Origin of the sequence: Streptomyces sp. NBC_01454 (genome assembly GCF_036227565.1) — a bacterium.
Classification (GTDB): Bacteria; Actinomycetota; Actinomycetes; order Streptomycetales; family Streptomycetaceae; genus Streptomyces.
The window spans coordinates 2,665,058-2,686,579 of record NZ_CP109460.1; the positions used below are offsets into that span (position 1 = coordinate 2,665,058).

19 protein-coding genes are annotated in these 21,522 nt (G+C 74.0%); 7 read left to right on the plus strand and 12 right to left on the minus strand.

The window, feature by feature from the left end; genetic code table 11:
- Positions 1-124: 124 nt before the first annotated feature.
- The 5 genes from OIU81_RS11465 to OIU81_RS11485 form a co-directional block, all read right to left on the minus strand.
- The gene (locus OIU81_RS11465; protein WP_329146482.1) at positions 125-343 is read right to left on the minus strand and encodes a YxD-tail cyclophane-containing RiPP peptide; all 219 of its coding nucleotides are present in this window, start codon (positions 341-343) and stop codon (positions 125-127) included.
- 108 nt (positions 344-451) lie between these two features.
- A complete protein-coding gene (locus OIU81_RS11470; RefSeq protein WP_329146483.1) occupies positions 452-3,859 on the minus strand; it encodes an SAV_2336 N-terminal domain-related protein in 3,408 nt (1,135 codons plus the stop codon).
- A gap of 5 nt (positions 3,860-3,864) precedes the next feature.
- Positions 3,865-4,920, minus strand: a complete 1,056-nt coding sequence (locus OIU81_RS11475) for an AAA family ATPase (RefSeq protein ID WP_329146485.1) — start codon at positions 4,918-4,920, stop codon at positions 3,865-3,867.
- A 336-nt stretch (positions 4,921-5,256) separates the two neighbouring features.
- On the minus strand, positions 5,257-7,416 hold the full coding sequence (locus OIU81_RS11480) for a VMAP-C domain-containing protein (protein WP_329146487.1): 2,160 nt from the start codon (positions 7,414-7,416) through the stop codon (positions 5,257-5,259).
- Complete coding sequence (locus OIU81_RS11485; RefSeq protein ID WP_329146489.1) at positions 7,416-7,826, minus strand: CU044_2847 family protein; 411 nt, start codon at positions 7,824-7,826, stop codon at positions 7,416-7,418. The genes OIU81_RS11480 and OIU81_RS11485 overlap by 1 nt, the downstream gene beginning before the upstream one ends.
- A 153-nt stretch (positions 7,827-7,979) precedes the next feature.
- Here OIU81_RS11485 and OIU81_RS11490 point away from each other — a divergent pair, with 153 nt between their 5' ends.
- The 3 genes from OIU81_RS11490 (at position 7,980) to OIU81_RS11500 (ending at position 10,650) form a co-directional block, all read left to right on the plus strand.
- Entirely contained in the window at positions 7,980-8,159 is a 180-nt protein-coding gene (locus tag OIU81_RS11490; protein ID WP_329146491.1) for a DUF6104 family protein, read from the plus strand.
- A gap of 395 nt (positions 8,160-8,554) precedes the next feature.
- Positions 8,555-9,493 (plus strand): DUF4097 family beta strand repeat-containing protein, encoded by a 939-nt coding sequence (locus OIU81_RS11495; protein WP_329146493.1) that lies wholly within the window; start codon positions 8,555-8,557, stop codon positions 9,491-9,493.
- A gap of 2 nt (positions 9,494-9,495) precedes the next feature.
- A complete protein-coding gene (locus OIU81_RS11500) occupies positions 9,496-10,650 on the plus strand; it encodes a PadR family transcriptional regulator (RefSeq protein ID WP_329146495.1) in 1,155 nt (384 codons plus the stop codon).
- 112 nt (positions 10,651-10,762) lie between these two features.
- Here the strand turns inward: OIU81_RS11500 and OIU81_RS11505 are convergent, their stop codons facing one another.
- Positions 10,763-11,926, minus strand: a complete 1,164-nt coding sequence (locus OIU81_RS11505) for a serine hydrolase domain-containing protein (RefSeq protein WP_329146497.1) — start codon at positions 11,924-11,926, stop codon at positions 10,763-10,765.
- Between the two features lie 356 nt (positions 11,927-12,282).
- Between OIU81_RS11505 and OIU81_RS11510 the strand changes: the two genes are divergently transcribed.
- Entirely contained in the window at positions 12,283-13,164 is an 882-nt protein-coding gene (locus tag OIU81_RS11510) for an SCO6745 family protein (RefSeq protein WP_329146499.1), read from the plus strand.
- Between the two features lie 99 nt (positions 13,165-13,263).
- On the opposite strand, the gene OIU81_RS11515 is transcribed toward OIU81_RS11510, so the two are convergent.
- The 5 genes from OIU81_RS11515 to OIU81_RS11535 all read right to left on the minus strand — a co-directional run bounded on the left by OIU81_RS11515 (position 13,264) and on the right by OIU81_RS11535 (position 17,256).
- Positions 13,264-13,824 carry a Clp protease N-terminal domain-containing protein gene (locus tag OIU81_RS11515; protein WP_329146501.1) on the minus strand — a complete coding sequence of 187 codons (561 nt, stop codon included), beginning with the start codon at positions 13,822-13,824 and terminating at the stop codon, positions 13,264-13,266.
- Positions 13,824-14,033, minus strand: a complete 210-nt coding sequence (locus tag OIU81_RS11520; RefSeq protein ID WP_189099035.1) for a helix-turn-helix domain-containing protein — start codon at positions 14,031-14,033, stop codon at positions 13,824-13,826. The genes OIU81_RS11515 and OIU81_RS11520 overlap by 1 nt, the downstream gene beginning before the upstream one ends.
- A 179-nt stretch (positions 14,034-14,212) precedes the next feature.
- Positions 14,213-14,851 carry a HutD/Ves family protein gene (locus tag OIU81_RS11525; RefSeq protein WP_329146503.1) on the minus strand — a complete coding sequence of 213 codons (639 nt, stop codon included), beginning with the start codon at positions 14,849-14,851 and terminating at the stop codon, positions 14,213-14,215.
- A gap of 65 nt (positions 14,852-14,916) precedes the next feature.
- The gene (locus OIU81_RS11530; protein WP_329146505.1) at positions 14,917-15,879 is read right to left on the minus strand and encodes a zinc-binding dehydrogenase; all 963 of its coding nucleotides are present in this window, start codon (positions 15,877-15,879) and stop codon (positions 14,917-14,919) included.
- Between the two features lie 153 nt (positions 15,880-16,032).
- Positions 16,033-17,256, minus strand: coding sequence for an NAD(P)-dependent malic enzyme (locus tag OIU81_RS11535; protein ID WP_329146507.1), 1,224 nt, complete (start codon positions 17,254-17,256; stop codon positions 16,033-16,035).
- A gap of 549 nt (positions 17,257-17,805) precedes the next feature.
- On the opposite strand from OIU81_RS11535, the gene OIU81_RS11540 reads away from it, so the two are divergent.
- From OIU81_RS11540 to OIU81_RS11550, 3 genes are all read left to right on the plus strand, one after another.
- The gene (locus OIU81_RS11540) at positions 17,806-18,780 is read left to right on the plus strand and encodes an ABC transporter substrate-binding protein (protein ID WP_329146509.1); all 975 of its coding nucleotides are present in this window, start codon (positions 17,806-17,808) and stop codon (positions 18,778-18,780) included.
- Positions 18,781-18,842: 62 nt separating this feature from the next.
- Positions 18,843-19,787: an amino acid ABC transporter permease gene (locus tag OIU81_RS11545; RefSeq protein ID WP_329146511.1), complete on the plus strand. Its 945-nt coding sequence runs from the start codon at positions 18,843-18,845 to the stop codon at positions 19,785-19,787.
- 47 nt (positions 19,788-19,834) lie between these two features.
- Positions 19,835-20,587 carry an amino acid ABC transporter ATP-binding protein gene (locus tag OIU81_RS11550; RefSeq protein ID WP_329155049.1) on the plus strand — a complete coding sequence of 251 codons (753 nt, stop codon included), beginning with the start codon at positions 19,835-19,837 and terminating at the stop codon, positions 20,585-20,587.
- A 124-nt stretch (positions 20,588-20,711) separates the two neighbouring features.
- Here OIU81_RS11550 and OIU81_RS11555 read toward each other — a convergent pair whose 3' ends face one another.
- The gene (locus tag OIU81_RS11555) at positions 20,712-21,473 is read right to left on the minus strand and encodes a class I SAM-dependent methyltransferase (protein ID WP_329146513.1); all 762 of its coding nucleotides are present in this window, start codon (positions 21,471-21,473) and stop codon (positions 20,712-20,714) included.
- Positions 21,474-21,522 lie beyond the last annotated feature (49 nt).

The following is a 21,522-nucleotide window of genomic DNA, read 5'->3' on the forward strand; positions in this document are numbered from 1 at the left end:
GGTGGCCCGCCCAACTCCCGCCCGTCGTCTGATACATGGCTCCGCCGCCGATCGAGGAACCGAGTGCCCCCGGCAACTGGCCGGTTCCCTTGCACGTTTGCCCAAAAACAACCGTCCCTGATCGTCAATGCACGGCTATTTCCGGGCCGTCCTCGTAGTACGCCACGGCGTCCTGTGCCGACGGCCAGTTGCGCAGCAGCAGCGCCGCCACCTCCGCCAGCACCGCGTGGTCCGTCCGCGCGGCCAGAACGCCCACGTCAACCCCGGCGAAGTCCGGCAGCCGCTCGGCCGACGGCCCGGGCGGGGCGGCCACCGCCGGTTCGGTGCGGGGGATTGTCGCCACGCTGTTCTCCTCTGGGCCGGCTGGACGGGTGTGTTCCCGGACTCCCGTCCGCAGAAACACGTGTGCTGAGGGGCGGTCGGGCCGCCCCCGACGGGCCGCCGGGTGCGGTCAGGCGGCGGATTCGAGGGCACGCATCCGGGCGCGGGTGCGCTGGGCCTCGGGGCCGGTGTCCTCGCCGGCCCGCTGCCACTGCTCCCAGCTCTCGCGGTAGGCGTGCAGCGCGGAGCGGGAGCCCGCGGTGACCTCCAGGACCTCGCCGCGGCGGTGGTGGGCGCGGGCGGCCAGCAGGGCGCTGCCGGCGCGCCGGGCGGCCGCGGCGGCCCGGCGGTAGCAGGCGGCGGCGCGGTCATGGCGCTCCCGGGAGTCGAAGCGGCGGTCCAGCAGCAGCTGGACGTCGCCCACTTCGAGCCAGGCCTCGGCCGACACCGCGGGCGGTACGTCCGCGCCGCGGGCGGCCAGCTCCAGGATCCAGTCGGCCTCGTGCAGATCGGCGAGCGAGGGCTGGCGTTCGTGGCGCAGCCGCAGGGCGCGGCCGAACAGCAGCCGGTGGTTGCCGAGGTCGGGGTCCTGCGGGGCGGCCCGGCCCAGCACCTCGCGCAGCACGTGCACCGCCTCGTTGGCCAGCCGCTTGCCCGGCCCGTCGGCCGGCTCCAGCCGGGCCCTCAGCAGCAGCGCCGCACCGCGCTCGGCGAGCAGCGCGCTGTGCTCGGGCGAATCGGGGGTGGCCAGCCGGAGCGCGGCGGCCAGCGCGGCGATGGCGGCGTCCAGGGCGGGCAGGGCGCCGGTGCGGGCGTGCACCGCGCGCTGGGCGGCGGCGGTACGGCGCAGGCTGTCCGCCTCCAGGGCCCGGTCGTCGAGGGCATGGGCCATCGCCCGGGCGCGTTCGAGGGTCGGCAGCACCGAGGGCGCTCCCGCGCCGCCGTGCAGCTGGCGGGCCGCCGCCAGCTCGAGCAGCGTCCCGCACACCAGCCGGTCGGCGGCGCTGCCGCGGCGGCGCAGCAGGACGACGGCGGCATCGAGGTCGTCGGCGGCCCGGACGGCGAGCGCCTCGGCGGCGCGGGGGGCCGCGCGAGGCCCGCGGGCGGCCCGGCGGGCCTGGTCGAGCAGGACGCCGCCGCGGGCGGCGTAGACCTCGCCGGGCACCTCCTCGCCGCTGGGCCACCGGTCGAGAAGGGTGGTCAGGGAGCACTCCGCCTCGTCGAGGGGGTCGGGGTCCGGCACGGCGGCCGGGTCCGCGGCCGCGCCGGGTGCGGGGGCCGGTGCGGGCAGGGCGGCCAGCCGGCGCAGTACCTCGGTGCGCAGCACCATGCTCTCCAGGACGCGGGGGTCGAGCAGGCTCATCAGCCCGCAGGCGGTGTGCAGATGGCGGGCCGCGTCGGCCAGTGCGATGCGCTCCTCGTCGGGTGTGCCGTCGGCCCGGCGCTCCTGGGCGCGGGCATGGCCGACCCGGCCCAGCACGATCAGCGCCCGGGTGCGTTCGGCCTCCCGGCCGGCGGTGACGTCCTCCTCGCCGCCGGCGGACGGCTCGCCCGCCGTGGCCCGTTCCGCGGCGCGCACCGCCCGTTCGGCCTCCTCCAGGGCGTCCGGCTGGCCCCATCTCACCCAGGCGTGCAGCAGCGCGCGGGCGAGGTCCGTACCGGCCTCGGGCAGGCGGGCGGCGGCGGCGCGCAGCAGCCGGACCGCCTCGATCAGGTCCCGGACGGTGCGGTCCTGTTCGTAGCGCTCCAGGAGGGCGGCGCCTTCCGCGGCGGGGCCGTCGCAGACGTACGGGCTGGGAGCGGGCGGGCGCAGCGCCGGTTCGAAGCGGCGCAGCACCCGTTCGGAGACCCGGGCGAAGGGTTCGGGCACCGCGCGCCGGCCGGTCTCGGGCTCGCGGCCGCTGCCGGAGAGCATGGCGACGGCGACGGCCGGGAAGTTGCGGGCGCTGCGGCCGAAGGTGCGCTCGATGTAGAGCGAGCAGTGCTTGAGGACCAGGGCGGCCTCGCCCGCGCTGAGCCGGCCGAGGAGTTCGTCGCGCACCCCGGGCGCGAAGTCGTACCACGGGCCGCTCATCCCGGCCTGCTCCCCCGACTGCCGCTCCTGCGGCGGGAGTTGCGTGACCAGGCCGCTGAGCAGCACCTCGGCCAGCTCGGCCGGGCCGGTCTGCGGCAGCATCGCCCGCTGGACCAGCTGGATGACGGGCAGCGCGAGCGGGACGGCGGACAGATGCACGGCGAGCAGCCGGGCGGCCGGCGAGGCCTGCTGGTCGAACTCGCGGACCATCCGGGCCGGTGCGGCGCGCCCGGTGACGGGCGGCGGGCCGGCGGGGAGGCCGGCGCCGTGGTCGGCCCGTACGACGCAGGCGGCGCCGCGCAGTGCGAGACCGGCGTCGGCGGCGGCGAGCCGGGCCCAGGAGCCGAGGGCGGAGGGGGTGGCGGAGAGGACCGGGACGGCGCGTTCGCGGGGCGCGGCGGCGGCGCCGGGCACCGCGGGGGGCCGCCGGCGGCGGGCCGGGCGGAAGTCGAGGGCCTGGTAGGAGCCCTGGCGGCGGACGAGGGTGCCGGCGACGGCGGGCAGCAGGGTGCGCGCCCACATCCGCTGCGGCAGCGGCTGGACGACGGCGAGCGGGGCGTCGGCGGCCCAGCGGTAGAGCAGCCGCTGCATCCGGCCGTCCCGCCAGAGGGGGCCCGCGCAGTCGCTGACGACGAGGGTGAGGTGGTGGCCGGTCGGGTCGTGCAGCTGGTCGGCGGGGCGCAGCGGGCGGCCGGGGCCGGGGGCCGCGGCGACCCCGACGTCCGGGCCGTGCGGATGGAGGTAGTGCACCGTGACGTCGCGGAAGGCGCCCACCCGCTCACAGACCTGGCGCAGGTCGTGCAGCATCTGCTCCCAGACAGCCATCGAGGACGAGCCGTCCATCAACAGCCGCAGCGCGGCCGCCCGTCGGTGCACCGCGCGCAGCACCGGGATGATCATTTCGGCGTGGGCGGAGAGTTCGGCGGTGGCGGGCTCGTCCAGCTTCCGGCGGGCCGGGGCGACCGGCGGGCGGTAGCGCTGGATGGGCCGCAGGGCCCGCTGCAGCGGCAGCAGTCCGGGGAACGCGGAGGCGACGGGGACCGCGATCTCGCCGAGCAGCCGGCGGTCCCGGTCGGCGGCCCGCTCGTCCTGGGCGGGCAGCAGCTCCGCGACCCGGCGCCGGGCGCTGTCCCGGAGCGTGGAGGGGGACGTCTCTTCCTCCCCGGGGCCGTCCTCGCCACCGTCCTCGCGGCCGGGCGCCGGTGTCCCGTCGGCGTGCGGGGAGGTCGGGGAGGTCGGGGAGGCACTCGGTCCCGCCTGAAAGGTGGCCGGATCTCTGCGGCCGGGAGGGTCCGTGTCCGCGGGCCCGGTGTCCCCGGCGCCGTCGGCCGGCGCGTCCGGGGTGATCCACTGGGCGAGCCAGAGGGCGTCGGCCATCCCCCGGGCGTCGGCCGGCAGCCCCGCCGCCGTCAGCCGGGCGACGAGTTCGTCGAGGGGGCCTGGGCCGGGCTCCCCGAGGGGCACCGCACTCACCTCGTCCGATCAAGAGGCCGCATCAGCTCCGCCGTCAGACGCCGTCGGGTCTCCTCCTCGTCCTCGTCCGTCCAGCCGGCTTTCTGGGTGAGGTGGATGGCGTTGAAGAGCTGGTCGACGGCGCGGACGTCGCCGGGCTCGCGGTCCAGGAACCGGTCGATCACCGCGTCGTAGCGCTCGGCGGCGCCCTCGCCGAAATGCGCCCGCACCATGGCGGCGAGCCGCTCCTTGTCGGGGACCGGGATGTGGAGGTGGATGCAGCGGCGCAACAGGGGCGCCGGGAAGTCGCGTTCGCCGTTGCTGGTGAGGACGATGAAGGGGAAGGCGTGGCAGCGCACCCGGCCGTCGCGCACCGTCACCTGCGCGCCGTCGTCGCTGAGCACCTCCACCTCGGGGGCGGATCCGGCCAGCCGCTCCAGCTCCGGAATCCGGAACTCCCCTTCCTCCAGCACATTGAGGAGGTCGTTGGGCAGATCGATGTCGCTCTTGTCGAGCTCGTCGACGAGCAGCACCCGGGGGCGGGCGGACGGCAGCAGGGCCGTGCCCAGCGGGCCGAGGCGGATGTAGCGGCCGATGCCGCCGCCCGGCTCGTCGGTGGGGTCGTCGCCGGGCGCCGCCCCGCTCTCCGCGGCGGCCGGGATGGCGCGGGCGATCTGGAGGTCCTGGAGGCGGCCGATGGCGTCGTAGTCGTAGAGGCCCTCGCGCAGCGTGCTGCGGCTGACGACGGGCCAGCCGAGCACCCGGCCGAGGCCGAGTTCATAGGCCACCGAGTGCGCCAGGGTGCTCTTGCCGCTGCCCGGTGCGCCGGTCACCAGCAGCGGGCGGCGCAGATACAGGGCGGCGTTGACCAGTTCGCGCTCGGTCTCGCCGGGGCGGTGGTGGCTGGCTTCGCGGTGCTGCACACCGAGCCGGCGCTCGGAGGACGGGTCGAGGGCGGCGGGCGGCGCCACGAGGGGGCCACCGTCGAAATCGCGCCAGGGCGGGGGTGGCGGAAGATGCTCAATTCCGTCGTGCGGTGCCCCCGCACCACGGTAGATGAGCCAGTCGCTCACGTCGGAACTCCTCGTCGCCGGCCAGGCATCGGTCAGGAGCGATGGTCATGGCGCATCGCCGCAGTCCTCGGCATCCGCTCCGCCTCCCCCGCGTCGCCACCCGCCTCACGCCATCACGTCATCACGAACAAGTCTTCCACGACGCTATGACAGTACCCACGCCTGCGGAAGCACACGGGGCGGTTTCCGGTCTCCCGTGCACCCGTTCAGGGGGCTCAAGTGCCCTGTCCGGTGCGCTACTTGCCGCACGAGGGGCGGATGTGGCCGCCCCGGGCACCGGGCGCACGGGGGGCGTACGCGGCGCCCGGATCCGCCCGGGGGCGGCTCCGGCGCCGCTCATCGCGGCGACAGCTGGGGCCGGTCCGTGAACAGTGGCGGAATCGGGTCCTCCGGGTCGTCGTAGAGGAGCACCAGGTCGCGGGCCCAGTGCGCGCCCTCCTCCGCGGCCTCGGCGGCCTTCGCCCGCAGCTGCCGCACCAGCTCCGGCAGCCGGGCCACCCCGCCCGACCCCTCGAGCAACTCCCGCACCCCACGGTGGAATTCCTCGCAGCCGGCATCGCAGTCCCGCTCCTCGCCGTGGCCGCCGGCCGGCCACAGCCCGGCCGGGAAGCCCGTGTCCAGGGCGACGCCCACCACATCCCGCCCGAACCCGTCGGCAACGGTGTGGCACAGCGCGGGCAGCGCGCCCTGGCCGGCCGTCTCCAGCAGCCGCCAGACCGACTCGGCGCAGGCACCGGGGCGCGCACCGGCTCCCTGGCGCGGCGCGACCCGCAGTGCCTGCAGGGCGGGGGCGGTACGCAGGCCCTGCCAGCGGCGCAGCCAGGCGGGGTCGACCTGCTCGCGCCGCCCCTGGTCCCGCAGGATCACCGCACGGCCGGGGCCCACCGGCCGCAGCCGCGCGGTGCGCCGGGCCGAGGCCGCGACCTCCCACTGGCCGGCGGGAGTGTGCCACTGCCCTTCGGGGACGGCGACCTCCAGGCGTACGCGGGCGCCCGGCCCGGCGGCGCCGTCGGCCCGCAGCAGCCGCCCGCCGAGCTGCCGCAGCACCTGTTCCCGCGCCTGTTCGAACGGCACCCCGCCGGCCGACTCCTGGACGTCCACCCGCAGCCACTGCCCCTGGCCGTAGCCTTCGCTGACCGACCAGTTGAACAGCTCCGCCCCGCCCTCGTCGTAGAACAGCGGCTCGAACTCGACGAGGACGGAGCGCGGCCGCCGGCGCACCGGCCCTATCCTGCGCCGGTCCTGCGGCTGCAGCACCACAGCCTTGGCCTGGACGAACTCCGCGAGGCGGACCGCCTGCTCGCGGACGGCGGCGGCATCCTCCCCCGGTTCGTCGCGGACCTCGTCGGCGGTCAGCTGCGCCACGATCCGCAGATAGTGCACGAAGGTGCGCAGCTCGGTGTACGGGTCGCTGCCCTGGTAGAGCGCGCCGTGCCCGTCCCGCCAGGTACGCAGCGACCAGGCCGCGGGCCGCTCGCCCCGCTCCAGCACCTCCCCCACGGCGGCCTCCACCACCAGCGGGTCGCGCGGCGCGGGCAGCCGGGCGAGCAGGTCCAGCGCCTGCAGCCGCTCCTGGACGCCCCACAGCCGACCACGGCCCGCCATGATCGCGTGCTGGGCGTCGAACCAGGTGGGCCCGGTGGCGCGGCCGAGCTCCTGGCCGGCCCAGTGCCAGCGGTCGTGCAGGCTCATCAGCGCGTGGTACGGGTCGGGCCCGAGCCCCTCGGCCCCGGCGACCAGATGTTCCGGCCCCAGGCCGCGCAGCGCGGTGACGGGCACCGCGAGCCCGACGTGGTCCTGTAGATGGCGGCCCTTGACGATGCCGACCACCTCGCCCCGGTCGCAGTCGATCAGCGGCCCGCCGGAGGCACCGGGCGTCACCCGGACATCGCTGCCGAACTGCAGGCCCCGGGCGTCACGGGCGCCGAAACGGACCGCGATGAAGGGGTCCACCGGAGCGGCCGGGGCGTCACCGTCGGCGCGCGGGCCGGGTCGTGCCGCGCCCCCGCGCGCCCCGTCGTCCCCGTCCCCCGCCGGATCCTCGCCCGACCGGTCGTGACCGCGGAAGATGTAGGCATCCTCCAGGAGGGTCGCCGGCTGATCGCTGAGCCAGGCGCAGGGGTGGCGGGGCTCCGGGTCGAGCAGCCGGAGCAGGGCGAGGTCGGCGCGGGCGGCGCGGGCGGCGCCGGGCCCGGCCTCCGGGGCGGGCCGGCTCAGGTCGTACGCCGGGCGCGCGGCCACCACCCGGCCGCCGAACGCGACCCCGACGACCCCGTCCGGACCCGTCTCACGGCGCCGCCCGTCACCGGCCGCCAGCACATGGGCGCAGGTCAGCACCCATCCCGGGGCGATGAGTACCCCGCTCCCCCACATCCGGGGAGCGGCTACGCCCGGTGCGGGACGCAGCCCGACGGTGGCGTGTCCGGCGTGGGCGAGGAGCTGTGCGTAACGGGCGCGGTCGCCGCTGCCGCCGGCCCGGCCCTGGGGGGTGGCCATCAGCGGCTCGGATCGTCCGGCTCCCGGCGGTCGCCCGTATGCGCCTGGTCCTCGCGCCGCCAGGTGAGCGTGATGGAGAGGTTCGACTTCGCCTCGCCGTCCGCGAGCAGGGCGACGGCCTTGCCCGGCTTGGCCGACAGCTCCACGCCGAAGGTCACACTGGTCTCATGCGGCGCGACCGGCCCGGCGGCCCGGCGGACGCTGGTGGCGACCCCGCCGATCACCTCGCGGAGCCCCTCGACCCGGGCGCCGAGCGCATCCCAGACGCCGACGTCCTCGAATTCCCCGTCCGCGGCGGCCGGGTCATCCGGGTCATCCGGCGCGTCGAGCCCGGGGGCGTCGAGCCGGGAGACCCGGGCCCAGACCTCCGTGCCGTCGGGCAGCTCGATGCGCTGTGCGCGCTCTTGCATCACGGCCTCCTGCTCCCCGTGGGCGGCGATGTCCCCATCGCCGCCGGACCGTTGACAGGTGATCAGGCTAGCCCGCGGCCGTCTGTGGCGCGAGAGGTCCATGAGCCTGCCTATCCTGGCTGGGAATGACCCATGACCCCTGGTGGAGAGCGCGTGTATTTCACTGACCGTGGCATCGAGGAACTGGAGAGCCGGCGCGGCGAGGAGGAGGTCAGCCTCGGCTGGGTGGCCGACCAGCTGCGGACGTTCGTGGACCTGAACCCGGACTTCGAGGTACCGGTGGAGCGGCTGGCCACCTGGCTGGCCCGGCTGGACGACGACGAGGACGAGTAGGACGAGTAGGACGAGCGAGTAGGACGAGAACGAGTCGGGCGCAGCGGGCTGCCCGCCGGGCGGGGGGGCACCGGCGGGCGGGAGCGGCCCGCCCGGGGAACCGGCCGCGTCCGCCGCGCCTCCGGCGTGCTCGTAGTACGGCCCTGCCGTCCGGCGCCGCGCCGCGCGCCGGCAGCGAGACCAACCCTGTTGATGCACGCGCGCGTTCGGCCCTTTCCCACCATGCGCCATGGCATCCCCCACCCTCGGCAGCACCCTCGCATCGACCTCCACGGCCCGCCCGCCCACGGCCCGCCCACCCCGCGACGTACTGCTTGACTTCCGCAATCCGCGATATATCGTGTCTAGCGAGGACGCGATATGTTGCGTTGTGGTGCTCACAGGGGAGGTCAGTGATGTCAGCCGGGACCGGGTGGTCGCAGAATCCGATGCAGGTGTCCGCACCACGCACGCTGGAGGTCACCGACCCCGTCGAGGCGCTCACCGTGCGGGTGTACGGCGGCACGGTCAACGTCGTCGGCACCACGGACGGCGGCCCCGCCCGGGTGGAGATCAGCGAGCTGGACGGCCCGCCGCTGACCGTCTCGTGCCGTAGCGGCGTCCTGTCGGTCGCCTACGAGGACCTCCCCTGGCGGGGCTTCTTGAAGTTCCTCGACCGCCGGGCCTGGAACCGCAGTGCGGTGGTCTCGGTGACGGTGCCGGCCGGCACCCGCGTCGAGGTCGGCGTGGTCCGCGCCGGCGCGGTGGTCTCGGGCATCTCGGGACGGACCGACGTGCGCGGCGTCTCCGGCGACAGCACCCTGGTCGGCCTGACCGGCAAGGTGCTGGCCGAGACGGTCTCGGGCAACGTCGAGGTGCAGTCGCTCACCGGCGACCTGCGGTTCCACTCCGTCTCGGGGAACCTGACCGTCATCGACGGCGCGGGCGGCGGGGTGCACGCGGACTCCGTCAGCGGCGACATGGTCCTCGATCTGACGCCCGGCAAGGGTGCCGACATCGCCCTGACGACGGTCTCCGGGGAGGTCGCCATCCGGCTGCCCGACCCGGCCGACGCCCGGGTGGAGGCCAACACCACGTCCGGCACCATCTCCAACGCCTTCGATGATCTGCGGGTGAGCGGCCAGTGGGGCACCAAGCGGATCACCGGCTCCCTGGGTGCGGGCACCGGCACGCTCAAGGCCACCACCGTCTCCGGCGGCCTGGCCCTGCTGCGCCGCCCCGCCCCCGAGGACGAGGACGAGGACCACAGGTGGGGCGATCCCGGCGCCGGCCACGACGGCAGCCCGCACGAGGACTCCCCCGCCGCCCCCACCACCGGGAAGAAGGTGCGCTGACCATGCCCCCCGTCTTCGCCCACGGCCGCCTGCGCCTCTACCTCCTCAAGCTGCTGGACGAGGCGCCGCGGCACGGCTACGAGATCATCCGCCTCCTGGAGGAGCGTTTCCAGGGCCTCTACGCCCCGTCCGCGGGCACGGTCTACCCCCGGCTGGCCAAGCTGGAGGCCGAGGGCCTGGTGACGCACACGACCGAGGGCGGCCGCAAGGTCTACTCGATCACCGACGCCGGACGGGCCGAACTCGCCGACAGGGGAGGCGAGTTGGCGGATCTGGAGCTGCAGATCCGGGAGTCGGTCGCGGCCCTCGCCTCCGACATCCGGGAGGACGTCAGCGGCTCGGCACGGGATTTGCGCCGCGAGATGCAGGAGGCCGCCCAGCAGGCCCGCCAGGACACGGGGCACGGGAAGGCCGGGCGGACCGGCGCGAAGCCGGATGCCGAGGAGGGCGGCGCCGGGCGGACCCACCCGCAGGCCGGGGACTACTTCGACGGCGTGTTCGGCGACACGGAGTCCTGGCGGCAGGCGAAGGAGGAGTTCCGGCGCGCCAAGGACGAGTGGAAGGAACAGGCCCGGCGGGCCAAGGAGGAGAGCCGGCGGGCCCGGCAGGACGCCCAGCGGGCCCGTAAGCAGGCCCGGGACGCCCAGGCGTTCGCGCGCGAGGAGGTCCAGCGGGTGATCCGGCGCGTACAGGAGCAGACCCAGGAGGCGGTGCGGTCCGGCGACTGGTCGGGCGCGGTGCGCGAGGCGCTGTCCGAGGTGTCCCGCGAGGTCGGGCGCTTCACCGGCGGCTCGCCGGGCGCGGGCCAGGAGGGCACCGGGCAGAGCGGCACCGGCCGGGGCTCCGCGGACAGCGGGGCCCGGGTGACGGTCGAGCGCGTCGATCTCGGCAAGCCGGACCCCGGACAGGACGCGGCGGCCGGGACCCCGCCGTCCCCGGAGTGGGCGAAGGAGCCGCCCGGCGACGACCCGGCCCGCGACTTCGACCGGCTGCTGGACCGCTTCCGCGACGATCTGCGGGACGCGGCCCGCGATCACGGCGTCACCGCCGAGCAGCTGAAGGAGTCCCGCCGCCGGCTGTCGGAGGCCGCCGCCCATATCGGAGTGCTGCTGCGCGCGCCGGAACGGCATCCGTCCGGGACGGATCCGGACGCCTGAACCGGCGGACCGTCCGGGCGGCCCGTGCCGGATGGGGCGTGACGGGTGGGGCGTGACGGATGGGGCAGACGCAGCCGATGCGCCCGCCCCCGCCCCCGCCCCGGCCGTCCGCTCAGCCCAGGGGCCGGGGCTCCGGGGCCCCGATACACGTCCGCAGCGCGGTGATGAGCCGTTCGCACCGCTGGTCCCCGCCGCCGCCCATCCGGTTGGCGGTATAGGCGAAGCCGACGCCGAACTCGTCATCTCCGAAGGCGAATTGGCCGCCCGCACCGCTGGTGGCGAACGAGCGCGGGCCGAGCAGCCGGCGGAACGGTGAGTCGAGGAGGAAGCCGGTCCCCCAGCGTGCGCCGAAGTCCGGCATCCCCGACCAGGAGGCGCCGCCCGACTGCCGCCGGACCGCATCCGTGACGGTGTCCGCGCCGAGCAGCCGCGGCCCGCCGTCCACCCCGGTGGCGACCGCCGCGTACAGGGCGGCCAGGCCGCGCGCCGACGAGACCGCGCCCGCACCGGGGAATTCGGCGGTCAGCAGGGCGGGGGCGTTGTAGCCGTGCGGATCGTCGAGCCCGGGGAAGGGCAGCGCGCCGTTCATCGTCAGCGCCCGCATGGGCAGCAGGTCGGGGTCCGGCAGCGGGGGCCGCCCCTCGGCCTCGACGAGCCGGGCCAGCTGCGGCAGTTCCTCCGGCGGCAGCCCGATCCAGGTGCGCAGGCCCAGGTCGTCGGCGACGGCGCGGCGGAAGTAGCGGCCGGGCGTCAGCCCGGTCAGACGGCGGATCACCTCGCCGAGGAGGAAGCCGAAGGCATGGGCGTGGTACTCGTACGCGGTACCGGGCTCCCACAGCGGCGGCTGCTCCTCCAGCGCCCGGATCACCGGGGTCCAGGCGGTCAGCTCCTCGAACGTCAGCTTCCGTTCGGCGAGCGGGATACCGGCGGTGTGGGCGAGCACCATCCGCGGGGTGATCCCCTCCTTGCCGTGCCGGGCGAACCGCGGCCAGCAGTCGGCCACCGGGGCGTCGAGGTCCAGCCGCCCCTGCTCGGCGAGCAGATGCACGCAGACACTGACGACGGCCTTGGCACAGGACATGACGGGAAGGACCGTGCGCTCGTCCCACGCGCGGCCGGTCCGGTCGTCGGCGGTCCCGCCCCACAGGTCGACGGCCTTGCGTCCGTCCACGAACACGGTGACGGCGGCGCCGAGTTCACTGCCCTCGGCGAAGTTCCGGGCGAAGGCGTCCGCGACGGCTCCGAACCCCTCGTCGACGGTCCCGTGGTACGGCATCGGGTGCTCACTTCCTCGCATCGAGCCGGCGGCCCCCCGTGAGCCGTCGGCGGGGTCACGATACGGAGCGGGCCACCGCTCCTCGACCGGTTTTCCGGCGCGCGGACCGCCGGCGGCCAGGACCGCGGCGGCCGGATCCGGGCGCACCCCAACACCGGCCCTGTTACCGACAGTTGCCATCGGCGGTCTGGATTCACGCGGCGTAATCGGGGAAGTCACTACTTCGCACGGCTTTTCGTCCGGCACCGGGCTCCAGAGGCCCCAGCTGCCCGACTCCGCGGACCGGCGGGCCGTGCTCCGGACCACCGCCCCATCCCCTGTCTGCGCACGCATCGTGAAGGCCATGAGGTAAAGCGATGTCGGAATACCTTTCGGTCGCCCGCCGGATGTGGCACCTGCTGGAGCCACTGCACGCCACGCTGTACTTCGCCCCCGAGGCCCGCCAGGTCGCGGCCGATCTCGGCCTTGATGTCGCGTCCCGCTGGCCCCGCTATTTCGCCTGGCGCACGGCTCCGCTGGGCGCCGCCGGGCCCGAGCTGGTGGCCGCGACCTACTACACCTTCAGTCCGCGGATGATCGCCCGGTACCTTCCGCGGATCTGGACCGCCGCGGACCCGGCCAAGGTGCTGGACGCGCGGCTGCTGGCCATGGACCGTGCGCTGACGGCTCTGATCGGCGGCCGGCTGAGCGCCGCGCAGCTCGCCGAGGCGGCCCGGCTGGCCCGCCAGGCTGCCGAGAACGCCGGGGCGGCCGCCCGCCCGCTGGCCGCCGCCAACCGCGATCTGCCCTGGCCGGACGCCCCGCATCTGACGCTCTGGCAGGCCGCGACGATACTCCGCGAGCACCGCGGCGACGGCCATCTGGCGGCCCTGCTGACCTGCGGTCTCGATCCGTGTGAGGCCCTGGTGTCGTTCGCCGCGATCGGTGCCGCGCCGGCCGCCGACTTCGTGGGGCGCGGCTGGAGCGCCCAGGAGTGGAGCGACGCCCGGCACCGCCTCGCCGCCCGCGGCTGGATCGCCCCGGACGGCACCGCGACCGAGCGCGCCCGCACGGAACGCGAGGCGATCGAGCGGACCACGGACCGGCTGGCGGCCGGCCCGTGGCGCGCCCTGGGGCATTCCCGCGCCGAACGGCTGGCGCAGCTGCTCACACCGGTCCTCGGCGCGGTCTTCGAGGCCGGATATCTGCCGCGGCACAGCACGCTGGGCATCGGCACGGTCAAGGTCGCCTACCCGTGACCGGCGGCGGGCGCCCACTCACCTCCGGGCGCGCCCGCACCGCACCGCACCGCACTGCACCGCACCCGGGCGGCCCCGGCGTACGGCCCGCCCGGCGCCTCACCCCGCGCGTCGGCCGCCGCTGACGTCCAGCACCCGCAGCACCGCCTCATGGGTCACCCCGTGGTCGGCGAGCACCACCGTCGCCGGTCCGCGCCCGGTGGTCAGCGCGAGCAGCAGATGCTCGTCACCGAGGGCCCGGTCGCCGCGGGCGACCGCCATCCGCAGGGCGCGCTCCAGGACGGACTTCGTCTCGGCGGTGAACCGGCGGCGCACCCCCCGGCGCCGCCCGGACGTCCCGCCGGCCAGTGCGCCCACCCCGTGTTCCCGCTCGACGCTCGCCACGATCGCGTCGACGTCGATCCCGAGGTCGGCCAGCGCCGCCGCGTCGGCCGCGGAGACCCCGCCGCGCCGGCGCACCGCCGCCAGGGCGTCCGTCACCGAGGCGCGCCGGTCAGGGACACCGAGGGCGGCGAGCGCCCCGGCGGCCGGTGAATCCGTCCGGTCCAGCAGGGCGAGCAGCAGCTCCGGCTCGCCGATCGTGTCGCTGCCCGTACGGTCCGCCTGCTCCGCGGCGCCGCTCACCACGGCGCGGGCCTCGGCCGTGAACCTCTCGAACATCAGCGCCTCCCGTGCTTCTTGTGGACCGCCTGCCGGCTGATCCCCAACTCCGCCGCGATCTCCTGCCACGACCAGCCCTTCGCCCGGGCGCTGCGCACCTGCACGGCTTCGAGCTGTTCCAGCAGCCGGCGGAGCGCGGCCACGGCACGGAGTCCGACCCTGGGGTCGCGGTCCCCCGCCCGTTCGGCGAGATCCGTTGCTTCGCTCATGATGTCAATTTAGGTTGACACGAGGGGTGTGTCAACCGTCATTGACGGCACGTGCGGGGTCGCGTCAGGGGCGCGGAGGAGTCCGGCGGCGAGGCGGGGCCGGTGGTGAGGAAGCGGCCGGCGGGCAGGGCGGCCGGCAAGGCGCCCGGCGGTGAGAAAGGACTGACGGAACGAAAGCGTCAGCGCACCGAACGGCCGGACAGCCGAATGACCGCCACGGTGCGGTCCGTCCGCAGCCCGCCCGGCAACGCGTCCGTCCCCGGCCACAGCGCCGCGTCGAACCGCTCCAGCCGCACCACGGACTCCCCCGGCCCCTCCGGCCCCTCCGGCTCCCCGAGAGCCGTGAGCCGGGTGGCCCCCTCCAGCGCCACGACGAGCAGCCCGCCCACGGGGTCCGGGCCGCCCGCCACCCGGCCCTCCGGCGACGGCGACGGCGGCCAGGTGCCGCACACGACCTCCACCGTCGCGTCCGCCCGCCCGTCCCGGAGCATCACGTTGAGATTGACGACCGGGCCGTCCAGCAGCCGGGAGTCGGTGGTGGCGCCGCCGGGGAACGCGAACGGGCGGTGACGGCCGGGCAGCGGCCGCACGGTGCCGTCCACCGTCAGCTCCAGCCCGGCGCCGTCGACGACGGTGAGGATCCGCCGGACCCCGGACAGCGGCGAGTACGGCCCGTCGCGGGTGACGTCCGCCAGGCTGACCCGCCAGGCGAAGCCGTCCCAGCCCGCGCCCGGCGGATGGACGGCGATCTCGCGGGTCACCCCGCCGCCGTTGCTCCACGGCGCGGCGGCCCGCCCCTGCGCCCGCAGGATCCGCATGTCTCCGGCCCCTTCCAGGGAAATGACGGGCCGCCGGCGCGCGGCCCCGGCGGCCCGTGCGGGGGTCAGACCGTCAGCACGACCTTGCCGAACAGCTCGCCCTCCGCCATCTTCGAGAACCCCTCCCGCGCCCGGTCCAGCGGCAGCGTGGAGTCGATGACGGGGCGGATGCCCTTGGCGGCGCAGAAGCTCAGCAGCGACGCCAGCTCCTCCTTGCTGCCCATCGTGGAACCGACGATCTTCAGCTCCAGGAAGAAGATCCGGTTGAGCTCCCCGCTCTCGGGGGTGAAGCCACTGGTGGCGCCGGAAATCACCAGCGTGCCACCGGGCTTGAGCGACTTGACGGAGTGCGACCAGGTGGCGGCGCCGACTGTCTCGATCACCGCGTCCACCCGCTGCGGCAGCCGCTCCCCGCCGGCGAACACCGCCTCGGCGCCCAGTTCCAGCGCCCGCTTGCGCTTGGCCTCGTCCCGGCTGGTGGCGAAGACCCGCAGCCCCGCGGCGGCGCCCAGCACGATGGCGGCGGTGGCCACGCCACCGCCCGCCCCCTGCACCAGCACGCTGTCGCCGGGCCGTACGCCCCCGTTGGTGAACAGCATCCGGTACGCGGTCAGCCAGGCGGTCGGCAGACAGGCCGCCTCCGCGAAGGACAGCTCCTTCGGCTTGGGCAGCACATTCCACACGGGCACGGTGACCTGCTCGGCGAAGGTGCCCTGATAGCGCTCGGTGAGGATGGAGGGCTTCTCCTTCGGGCCGACGCCGTGACCGGTCTGGCCGATGACGGAGTGCAGCACGACCTCGTTGCCGTCCGCGTCGATCCCGGCGGCGTCACAGCCGAGGATCATCGGCAGGGCGTCCTCGGTGATCCCCACCCCGCGCAGCGACCACAGGTCGTGGTGGTTGAGGGAGGCGGCCTTGACGTTGACGGTCGTCCAGCCGGGGCGGGCGTCGGGGGCCGGGCGCTCCCCCAATTCGAGGCCGCTGAGCGGCTGGTCACGGTCGATGCGGGCGGCGTAGGCAGCAAACATGATCCCAACGTAGGCCGCGGAGGGGCGCGGCGGTACCGCGTACGGGTGTGACACGCACCGCGCCGCGGCGATCGCGCACGGCCCCACCACGACGGGCCGGGCCCGCACCCTCACAGGTGCGGGCCCGGCCCGTGGGTGACATCTGCCGTGGCGTCAGCGGCGCGCCACACCCTCGGCGCGGGCGGCGGCCGCGACCGCGGCGGTGACGGCCGGGGCGACCCGCTCGTCGAACGGCGAGGGGATGACCCGGTCGGCGCTGAGCTCATCGGCGACGACGGCGGCCAGCGCCTCGGCGGCGGCGAGCTTCATGCCCTCCGTGATCCGCGAGGCCCGCACCTGCATGGCGCCGGCGAAGATGCCGGGGAAGGCCAGCACGTTGTTGATCTGGTTGGGGTAGTCGCTGCGTCCGGTGGCGACCACGGCCGCGTACCGGTGCGCGACGTCCGGGTGGATCTCCGGGGTGGGGTTGGCCATCGCGAAGATCATCGACTCCTTCGCCATCTTCGCCACCGCCTCCTCCGCCACCGTGCCGCCGGAGACCCCGATGAAGACATCGGCGCCGTCCAGCGCGTCCTCCAGGGAGCCGGACAGCCCGCCCTTGTTGGTGAAGCCGGCGACCTCGCGCTTGACGTCCGTGAGGTCACTGCGGTCCGCGGAGACGATGCCCTTGCGGTCGCACACCGCGACATCGCCGATGCCCGCCTCGATGAGGATCTTGGCGATGGCGACACCGGCCGCACCCGCGCCCGAGATGACCGCGCGCAGCTGGCCGAGCGCCCGGTCGGTGAGCTTGGCGGCGTTGCGCAGCGCGGCCAGCGTGACCACGGCGGTGCCGTGCTGGTCGTCGTGGAAGACCGGGATGTCCAGCCGCTCCTGGAGCCGGCGCTCGATCTCGAAGCAGCGCGGCGCCGAGATGTCCTCCAGGTTGACCCCGCCGAAGGACGGCGCCATCCGGACGACGGTCTCGATGATCTCCTCGGTGTCCGTGGTGCCGAGCGCGATCGGCACCGCGTCGACGCCACCGAACTGCTTGAAGAGGATGGCCTTGCCCTCCATCACCGGGAGGGAGGCCTCCGGACCGATGTCGCCCAGGCCCAGCACCGCGGTGCCGTCCGTGACGACGGCGACGACGTGGGACTTCCAGGTGTAGTCGTCCACGAGCTCGGGCTGCTCGGCGATGGCGCTGCACACCTTGGCGACGCCCGGTGTGTACGCGAGGGACAGGTCGTCCTTGTTACGGACCGGCACGGTCGCCTGAATGGCCATTTTGCCGCCGCGATGCAGGGCGAAGGCCGGATCGAAGGCGTCGTCGGGCGCACTGCCCGCGCCCGCGCCCGTTTTGCTGTCGCTGCGAGGATTGACGATCTCCGCTGCCACTTGTCTTACCCCTTTTAATCGTGAATCTGCTTGAGGGTGGCCACTCCCTGGTTGAGGGGTGGGCGGGCACCGCGTCCGGACCCTGCGCGGCAGATGGCCGCCGCACGGGGGGAGGATCGGACGCCGGGCGCGCCGCACACGCGCCCTGAGCCCCGGATGAGGGGTGTAACGAACCTTTCTACCCGACGGGCGCGGGCCCCGACGAGTCAGATTCATTACCCTCGGCTTCAGAGACCAGACAATAACCTCGAAGCGCAGGAAAAGCGTGAAGCGCACATAAAACTCAAGAGCGGCGCTCTGCACGGTCCGTATTCCGAGACGGCCCGAGCGAGCAGGACATCCTTCGCATCCCGCCGCCGGTGTGGCCCCCTTGCGCGCCAAGGCCGTCGCACGGCCATCGTCGTCCGTTATGCGATTTTGACCTGTGTGACAGTCCGAATACCGGAGTCCGGGTGGCAGGATTCCCGTCACCAACCGAGGTCACGACGCTCCAGGGTGTGCACCCCGGCCCTTTGTCACGTCGGCTTCTCCATCCGCAGGAGGATCAGCATGACCGCACGCACCACCCGTCGCCCGGCCCTCGGCAGGTCTCGTACAGCCGTGGTCACGGCGGCCGCGGTGGCGGCCTCGCTGCTGCTGCTCAGCGCCTGCGGTGACCAGACGGACGCGGCGATCGCCAAGCGTGAGGCGAAGAAGAACCGCAATGTGCATGCGCCGCTGTTCAAGATGCTGCCCAAGGACGTCCAGGAGAAGGCGCTGCTCCAGGTCGGCTCGGACATCACCTACAAGCCGGTGGAGTTCCGCTCCAACGGTGCGGTCGAGGGCATCGACCCGGACCTCGCGGAGGCGATGAGCAAGGAGCTGGGCATCAAGCTCAACTTCAACAACGCCACCTTCGACACCCTCATGGGCGGTCTGAAGTCCAAGCGCTACGACATCGCGATGTCGGCGATGACGGACACCAGGGAACGCCAGCAGGGCATCGACAGCAACACCGGCAAGAAGATCGGCCAGGGCGTCGATTTCATCGACTACCTCAACGTCGGCGTCTCGCTCTACACCCAGAAGGGCAAGACCAAGGGCGTCGACGGCTGGGAGACGCTGTGCGGCAAGACCATCGCGGTGCAGCGCGGCACGGTCTCGGACGACCTGGCCAAGGACAAGTCGAAGGCCTGTGAGAAGAACGGCGAGCAGGCCATCTCCATCGAGGCGTTCGACAACGACTCCGAGGCCCAGACCCGGCTGCGTACCGGCGGTGTGGACGCCGTCTCCAGCGACTACCCGGTCGCGGCGTACGCGGTGAAGGTCTCCGGCCACGGCAAGGATTTCCAGATGGTCGGCGGAGCCCCGCTCAAGGCGGCCCCGTACGGCATCGCGGTGCCCAAGGGCAAGCAGCAGCTGCGTGACGCGCTCAAGGCCGCGATGGAACTCGCGATCAAGAACGGCTCGTACGCCAAGGTCCTGGACAAGTGGGACGTCAAGGATGCCGCGGTCAAGGACGTGCAGATCAATGGCGGCTCCTGAGCCGCCGACAGCTCTCCCGTCCGCTCCGCGCACCTCCCGCCGAATGCTGAAAGGCAACACCCGTGTCAGTTGACGTCGACAAGTCGGCCCAGCCGCCGGCGGACGCTCCGCCGCCCCAGCCCGAGCCCATCAAGGCCATCCCGGTCCGCCATTACGGGCGCTGGGTGGCGGCGGTCGTCGTCCTCGGACTGGTCGCCGTGCTCGGCCGGGCCTTCGCCTCCGGGAACGTCAACTGGGACGCCATCCCCCAGTACATGTTCAACGCGGACATCCTCAAGGGCCTGCGCAACACCCTGATCATCACCGTGCTGTCGATGATCATCGGCATCGTCCTCGGCGTGATCCTGGCCGTGATGCGCCAGTCCAAGAACCCGGTGACCTCGACGGTCGCCTGGTTCTACGTCTGGTTCTTCCGCGGGACACCGGTCTACGTCCAGCTGTTCCTCTGGTTCAACCTGGGCCTGGTCTTCCAGTACATCGACATCATGCCGATCTACAAGGACGAGTGGTCGGACTTCATGACCCCGTTCCTGTGCGCGCTGCTGGGCCTCGGGCTCAACGAGGCCGCGTACATGGCGGAGATCTGCCGGGCGGGTCTGAACGCCGTCGACGAGGGCCAGACCGAGGCCGCGCACGCGCTGGGCATGAGCCACGCCAAGACGCTGCGCCGGATCATCGTGCCGCAGGCGATGCGGGTGATCGTGCCGCCGACCGGCAACGAGGTCATCAACATGCTGAAGACCTCCTCGCTGGTCATCGCCGTCCAGTATTACGACCTGCTGCAGGCCGCCCAGAACGTCGGCCGGGACTCGGGCGTCGTGGTGGAGATGCTGATCCTCGCCGCCGCCTGGTACCTGATCGCCACCACGGTGCTGAGCATCGGCCAGTACTACCTGGAGCGCTACTACGCCCGCGGCTCCAGCCGCCAGCTCCCGCCCACTCCGCTCCAGCGCGCCAAGGCGAGGCTGTCCGGCGGCTTCCACCGCTCCGCCGGAGGTGCGGCATGACCAGCAAGATGACGACGAACAAGGCCGCGGGCAGCAGCGGCGGCCCGATGGTCAAGGCCGAGGGCGTCCACAAGTCCTTCGGCGCGGCCCACATCCTCAAGGGCATCGACCTGGAGGTGGCGCCCCGGGAGGTCTTCTGTCTGATCGGCCCGTCCGGCTCCGGCAAGTCGACGTTCCTGCGCTGCATCAACCACCTGGAGAAGGTCAACGCCGGCCGGCTGTCCGTCGACGGCGAACTCGTCGGCTACCGCGAGCACAACGGCAAGCTCTACGAGCTGCGCGACCGCGAGGTCGCCGCCCGGCGCCGCGACATCGGCATGGTCTTCCAGCGCTTCAACCTCTTCCCGCACATGACCGCGGTGGAGAACATCATGGAGGCGCCGATCCAGGTCAAGGGCGAGTCCAGGGCCGCCGCCCGGGAGCGCGCGACCAAGCTGCTGGACCGCGTCGGACTGTCCGACAAGGCCGCGAGCTACCCCTCGCAGCTCTCCGGCGGCCAGCAGCAGCGCGTGGCCATCGCCCGTGCGCTGGCGATGGAGCCGAAGCTGATGCTCTTCGACGAGCCGACCTCGGCGCTCGACCCGGAGCTGGTCGGCGACGTCCTGGACGTCATGAAGGACCTGGCGGCGGATGGCATGACGATGATCGTCGTGACCCATGAGATGGGCTTCGCCCGCGAGGTCGGCGATTCGCTGGTCTTCATGGACGACGGCGTGGTCGTCGAGTCCGGCCATCCGCGCGAGGTGCTGGGCAACCCCCAGCACGAGCGGACGAAGTCGTTCCTGTCGAAGGTGCTGTAACGCCCGTCCCCGAGGGGTGCCCTGTGCGCTGGCGTCCGCACGGGGCGCCACCGCACCGGGGGCGCGCCGCCCGGCGGCGGGTGCCGCCGCGGCGAGGCGCTCCCCCACGGCCCGGGTGCCGGGCCTACTTCAGGCCCAGCACCAGCGCGTCCGTGGGCGAGGACCACACCGTCCGCGCCTCCGCGAACCCGGACTCGCGCAGCACCTGGGCGTGCCAGGCCGCCGACGGCGTGTCACCGTCCGCGTGCTCACCGAAGATCTCGAAGCGCTCGGCGGTCGGGGCGGCCAGCAGCGGGTCGGCGGCGGCCAGTTGCCACCACTCGGCCCAGTCGACGGCGCCGGCCGCCTTCGCCGCGTCCTGGCGCGCGTGCCGCAGGGCGCGGTCGGCGGCGTTGATCCGGGGAGTGGCCTCGTCGGGCATCCGGTCGGCGTTCAGGAAGACCCCGCCCTCCCGCACCAGAGCGCCGAGCCGGCCGTAGAGCCCGCGCAGCTCCCCGCTGGGCAGCCAGTGCAGGGCGGTGGCGGTGAGCACCGCGTCGTAGGACGCGTGCGGCAGTGCCGCCGTCCACTGCGGGTCCTTGAGATCGGCCCGTACGAAGCGGACCCGGCGCTCGCCGTCGAAGTACCCTTCCGCGATGGCCAGCAGCGCGGGATCCAGATCGACGCCCACACTCTCGGCCCCGGGGAACCGCTTCAGCAGCCGGTCGGAGATACTGCCCGTGCCGCAGGCGAGGTCCAGGACCCGGGGTGCGGGGCCCACCAGCGCCTCGACCATGTCCAGCATCACCCGGAACCGCTCCTCGCGGTCGGGGAGGTACCACTCCTGCTGGCGGTCCCAACTGTTCTGCCACGCCTGCCAGTCGGCGCCGGCGACGGTCTCGGTCATCGCTCCCCCTTCAGGGTGTAATACCCTAGTAGCCATATCGCCTATTACT

Bases quoted from the DNA above. Each gene is read 5' to 3' on its own strand.
- OIU81_RS11480 (WP_329146487.1), bottom strand. From the start codon at position 7,416: ATGGCCACCCCCCAGGGCCGGGCCGGCGGCAGCGGCGACCGCGCCCGT.
- OIU81_RS11485 (WP_329146489.1), bottom strand. From the start codon at position 7,826: ATGCAAGAGCGCGCACAGCGCATCGAGCTGCCCGACGGCACGGAGGTC.
- OIU81_RS11495 (WP_329146493.1), top strand. From the start codon at position 8,555: ATGTCAGCCGGGACCGGGTGGTCGCAGAATCCGATGCAGGTGTCCGCA.
- OIU81_RS11500 (WP_329146495.1), top strand. From the start codon at position 9,496: ATGCCCCCCGTCTTCGCCCACGGCCGCCTGCGCCTCTACCTCCTCAAG.
- OIU81_RS11505 (WP_329146497.1), bottom strand. From the start codon at position 11,926: ATGCCGTACCACGGGACCGTCGACGAGGGGTTCGGAGCCGTCGCGGAC.
- OIU81_RS11510 (WP_329146499.1), top strand. From the start codon at position 12,283: ATGTCGGAATACCTTTCGGTCGCCCGCCGGATGTGGCACCTGCTGGAG.
- OIU81_RS11515 (WP_329146501.1), bottom strand. From the start codon at position 13,824: ATGTTCGAGAGGTTCACGGCCGAGGCCCGCGCCGTGGTGAGCGGCGCC.
- OIU81_RS11520 (WP_189099035.1), bottom strand. From the start codon at position 14,033: ATGAGCGAAGCAACGGATCTCGCCGAACGGGCGGGGGACCGCGACCCC.
- OIU81_RS11525 (WP_329146503.1), bottom strand. From the start codon at position 14,851: ATGCGGATCCTGCGGGCGCAGGGGCGGGCCGCCGCGCCGTGGAGCAAC.
- OIU81_RS11530 (WP_329146505.1), bottom strand. From the start codon at position 15,879: ATGTTTGCTGCCTACGCCGCCCGCATCGACCGTGACCAGCCGCTCAGC.
- OIU81_RS11540 (WP_329146509.1), top strand. From the start codon at position 17,806: ATGACCGCACGCACCACCCGTCGCCCGGCCCTCGGCAGGTCTCGTACA.
- OIU81_RS11550 (WP_329155049.1), top strand. From the start codon at position 19,835: ATGGTCAAGGCCGAGGGCGTCCACAAGTCCTTCGGCGCGGCCCACATC.
- OIU81_RS11555 (WP_329146513.1), bottom strand. From the start codon at position 21,473: ATGACCGAGACCGTCGCCGGCGCCGACTGGCAGGCGTGGCAGAACAGT.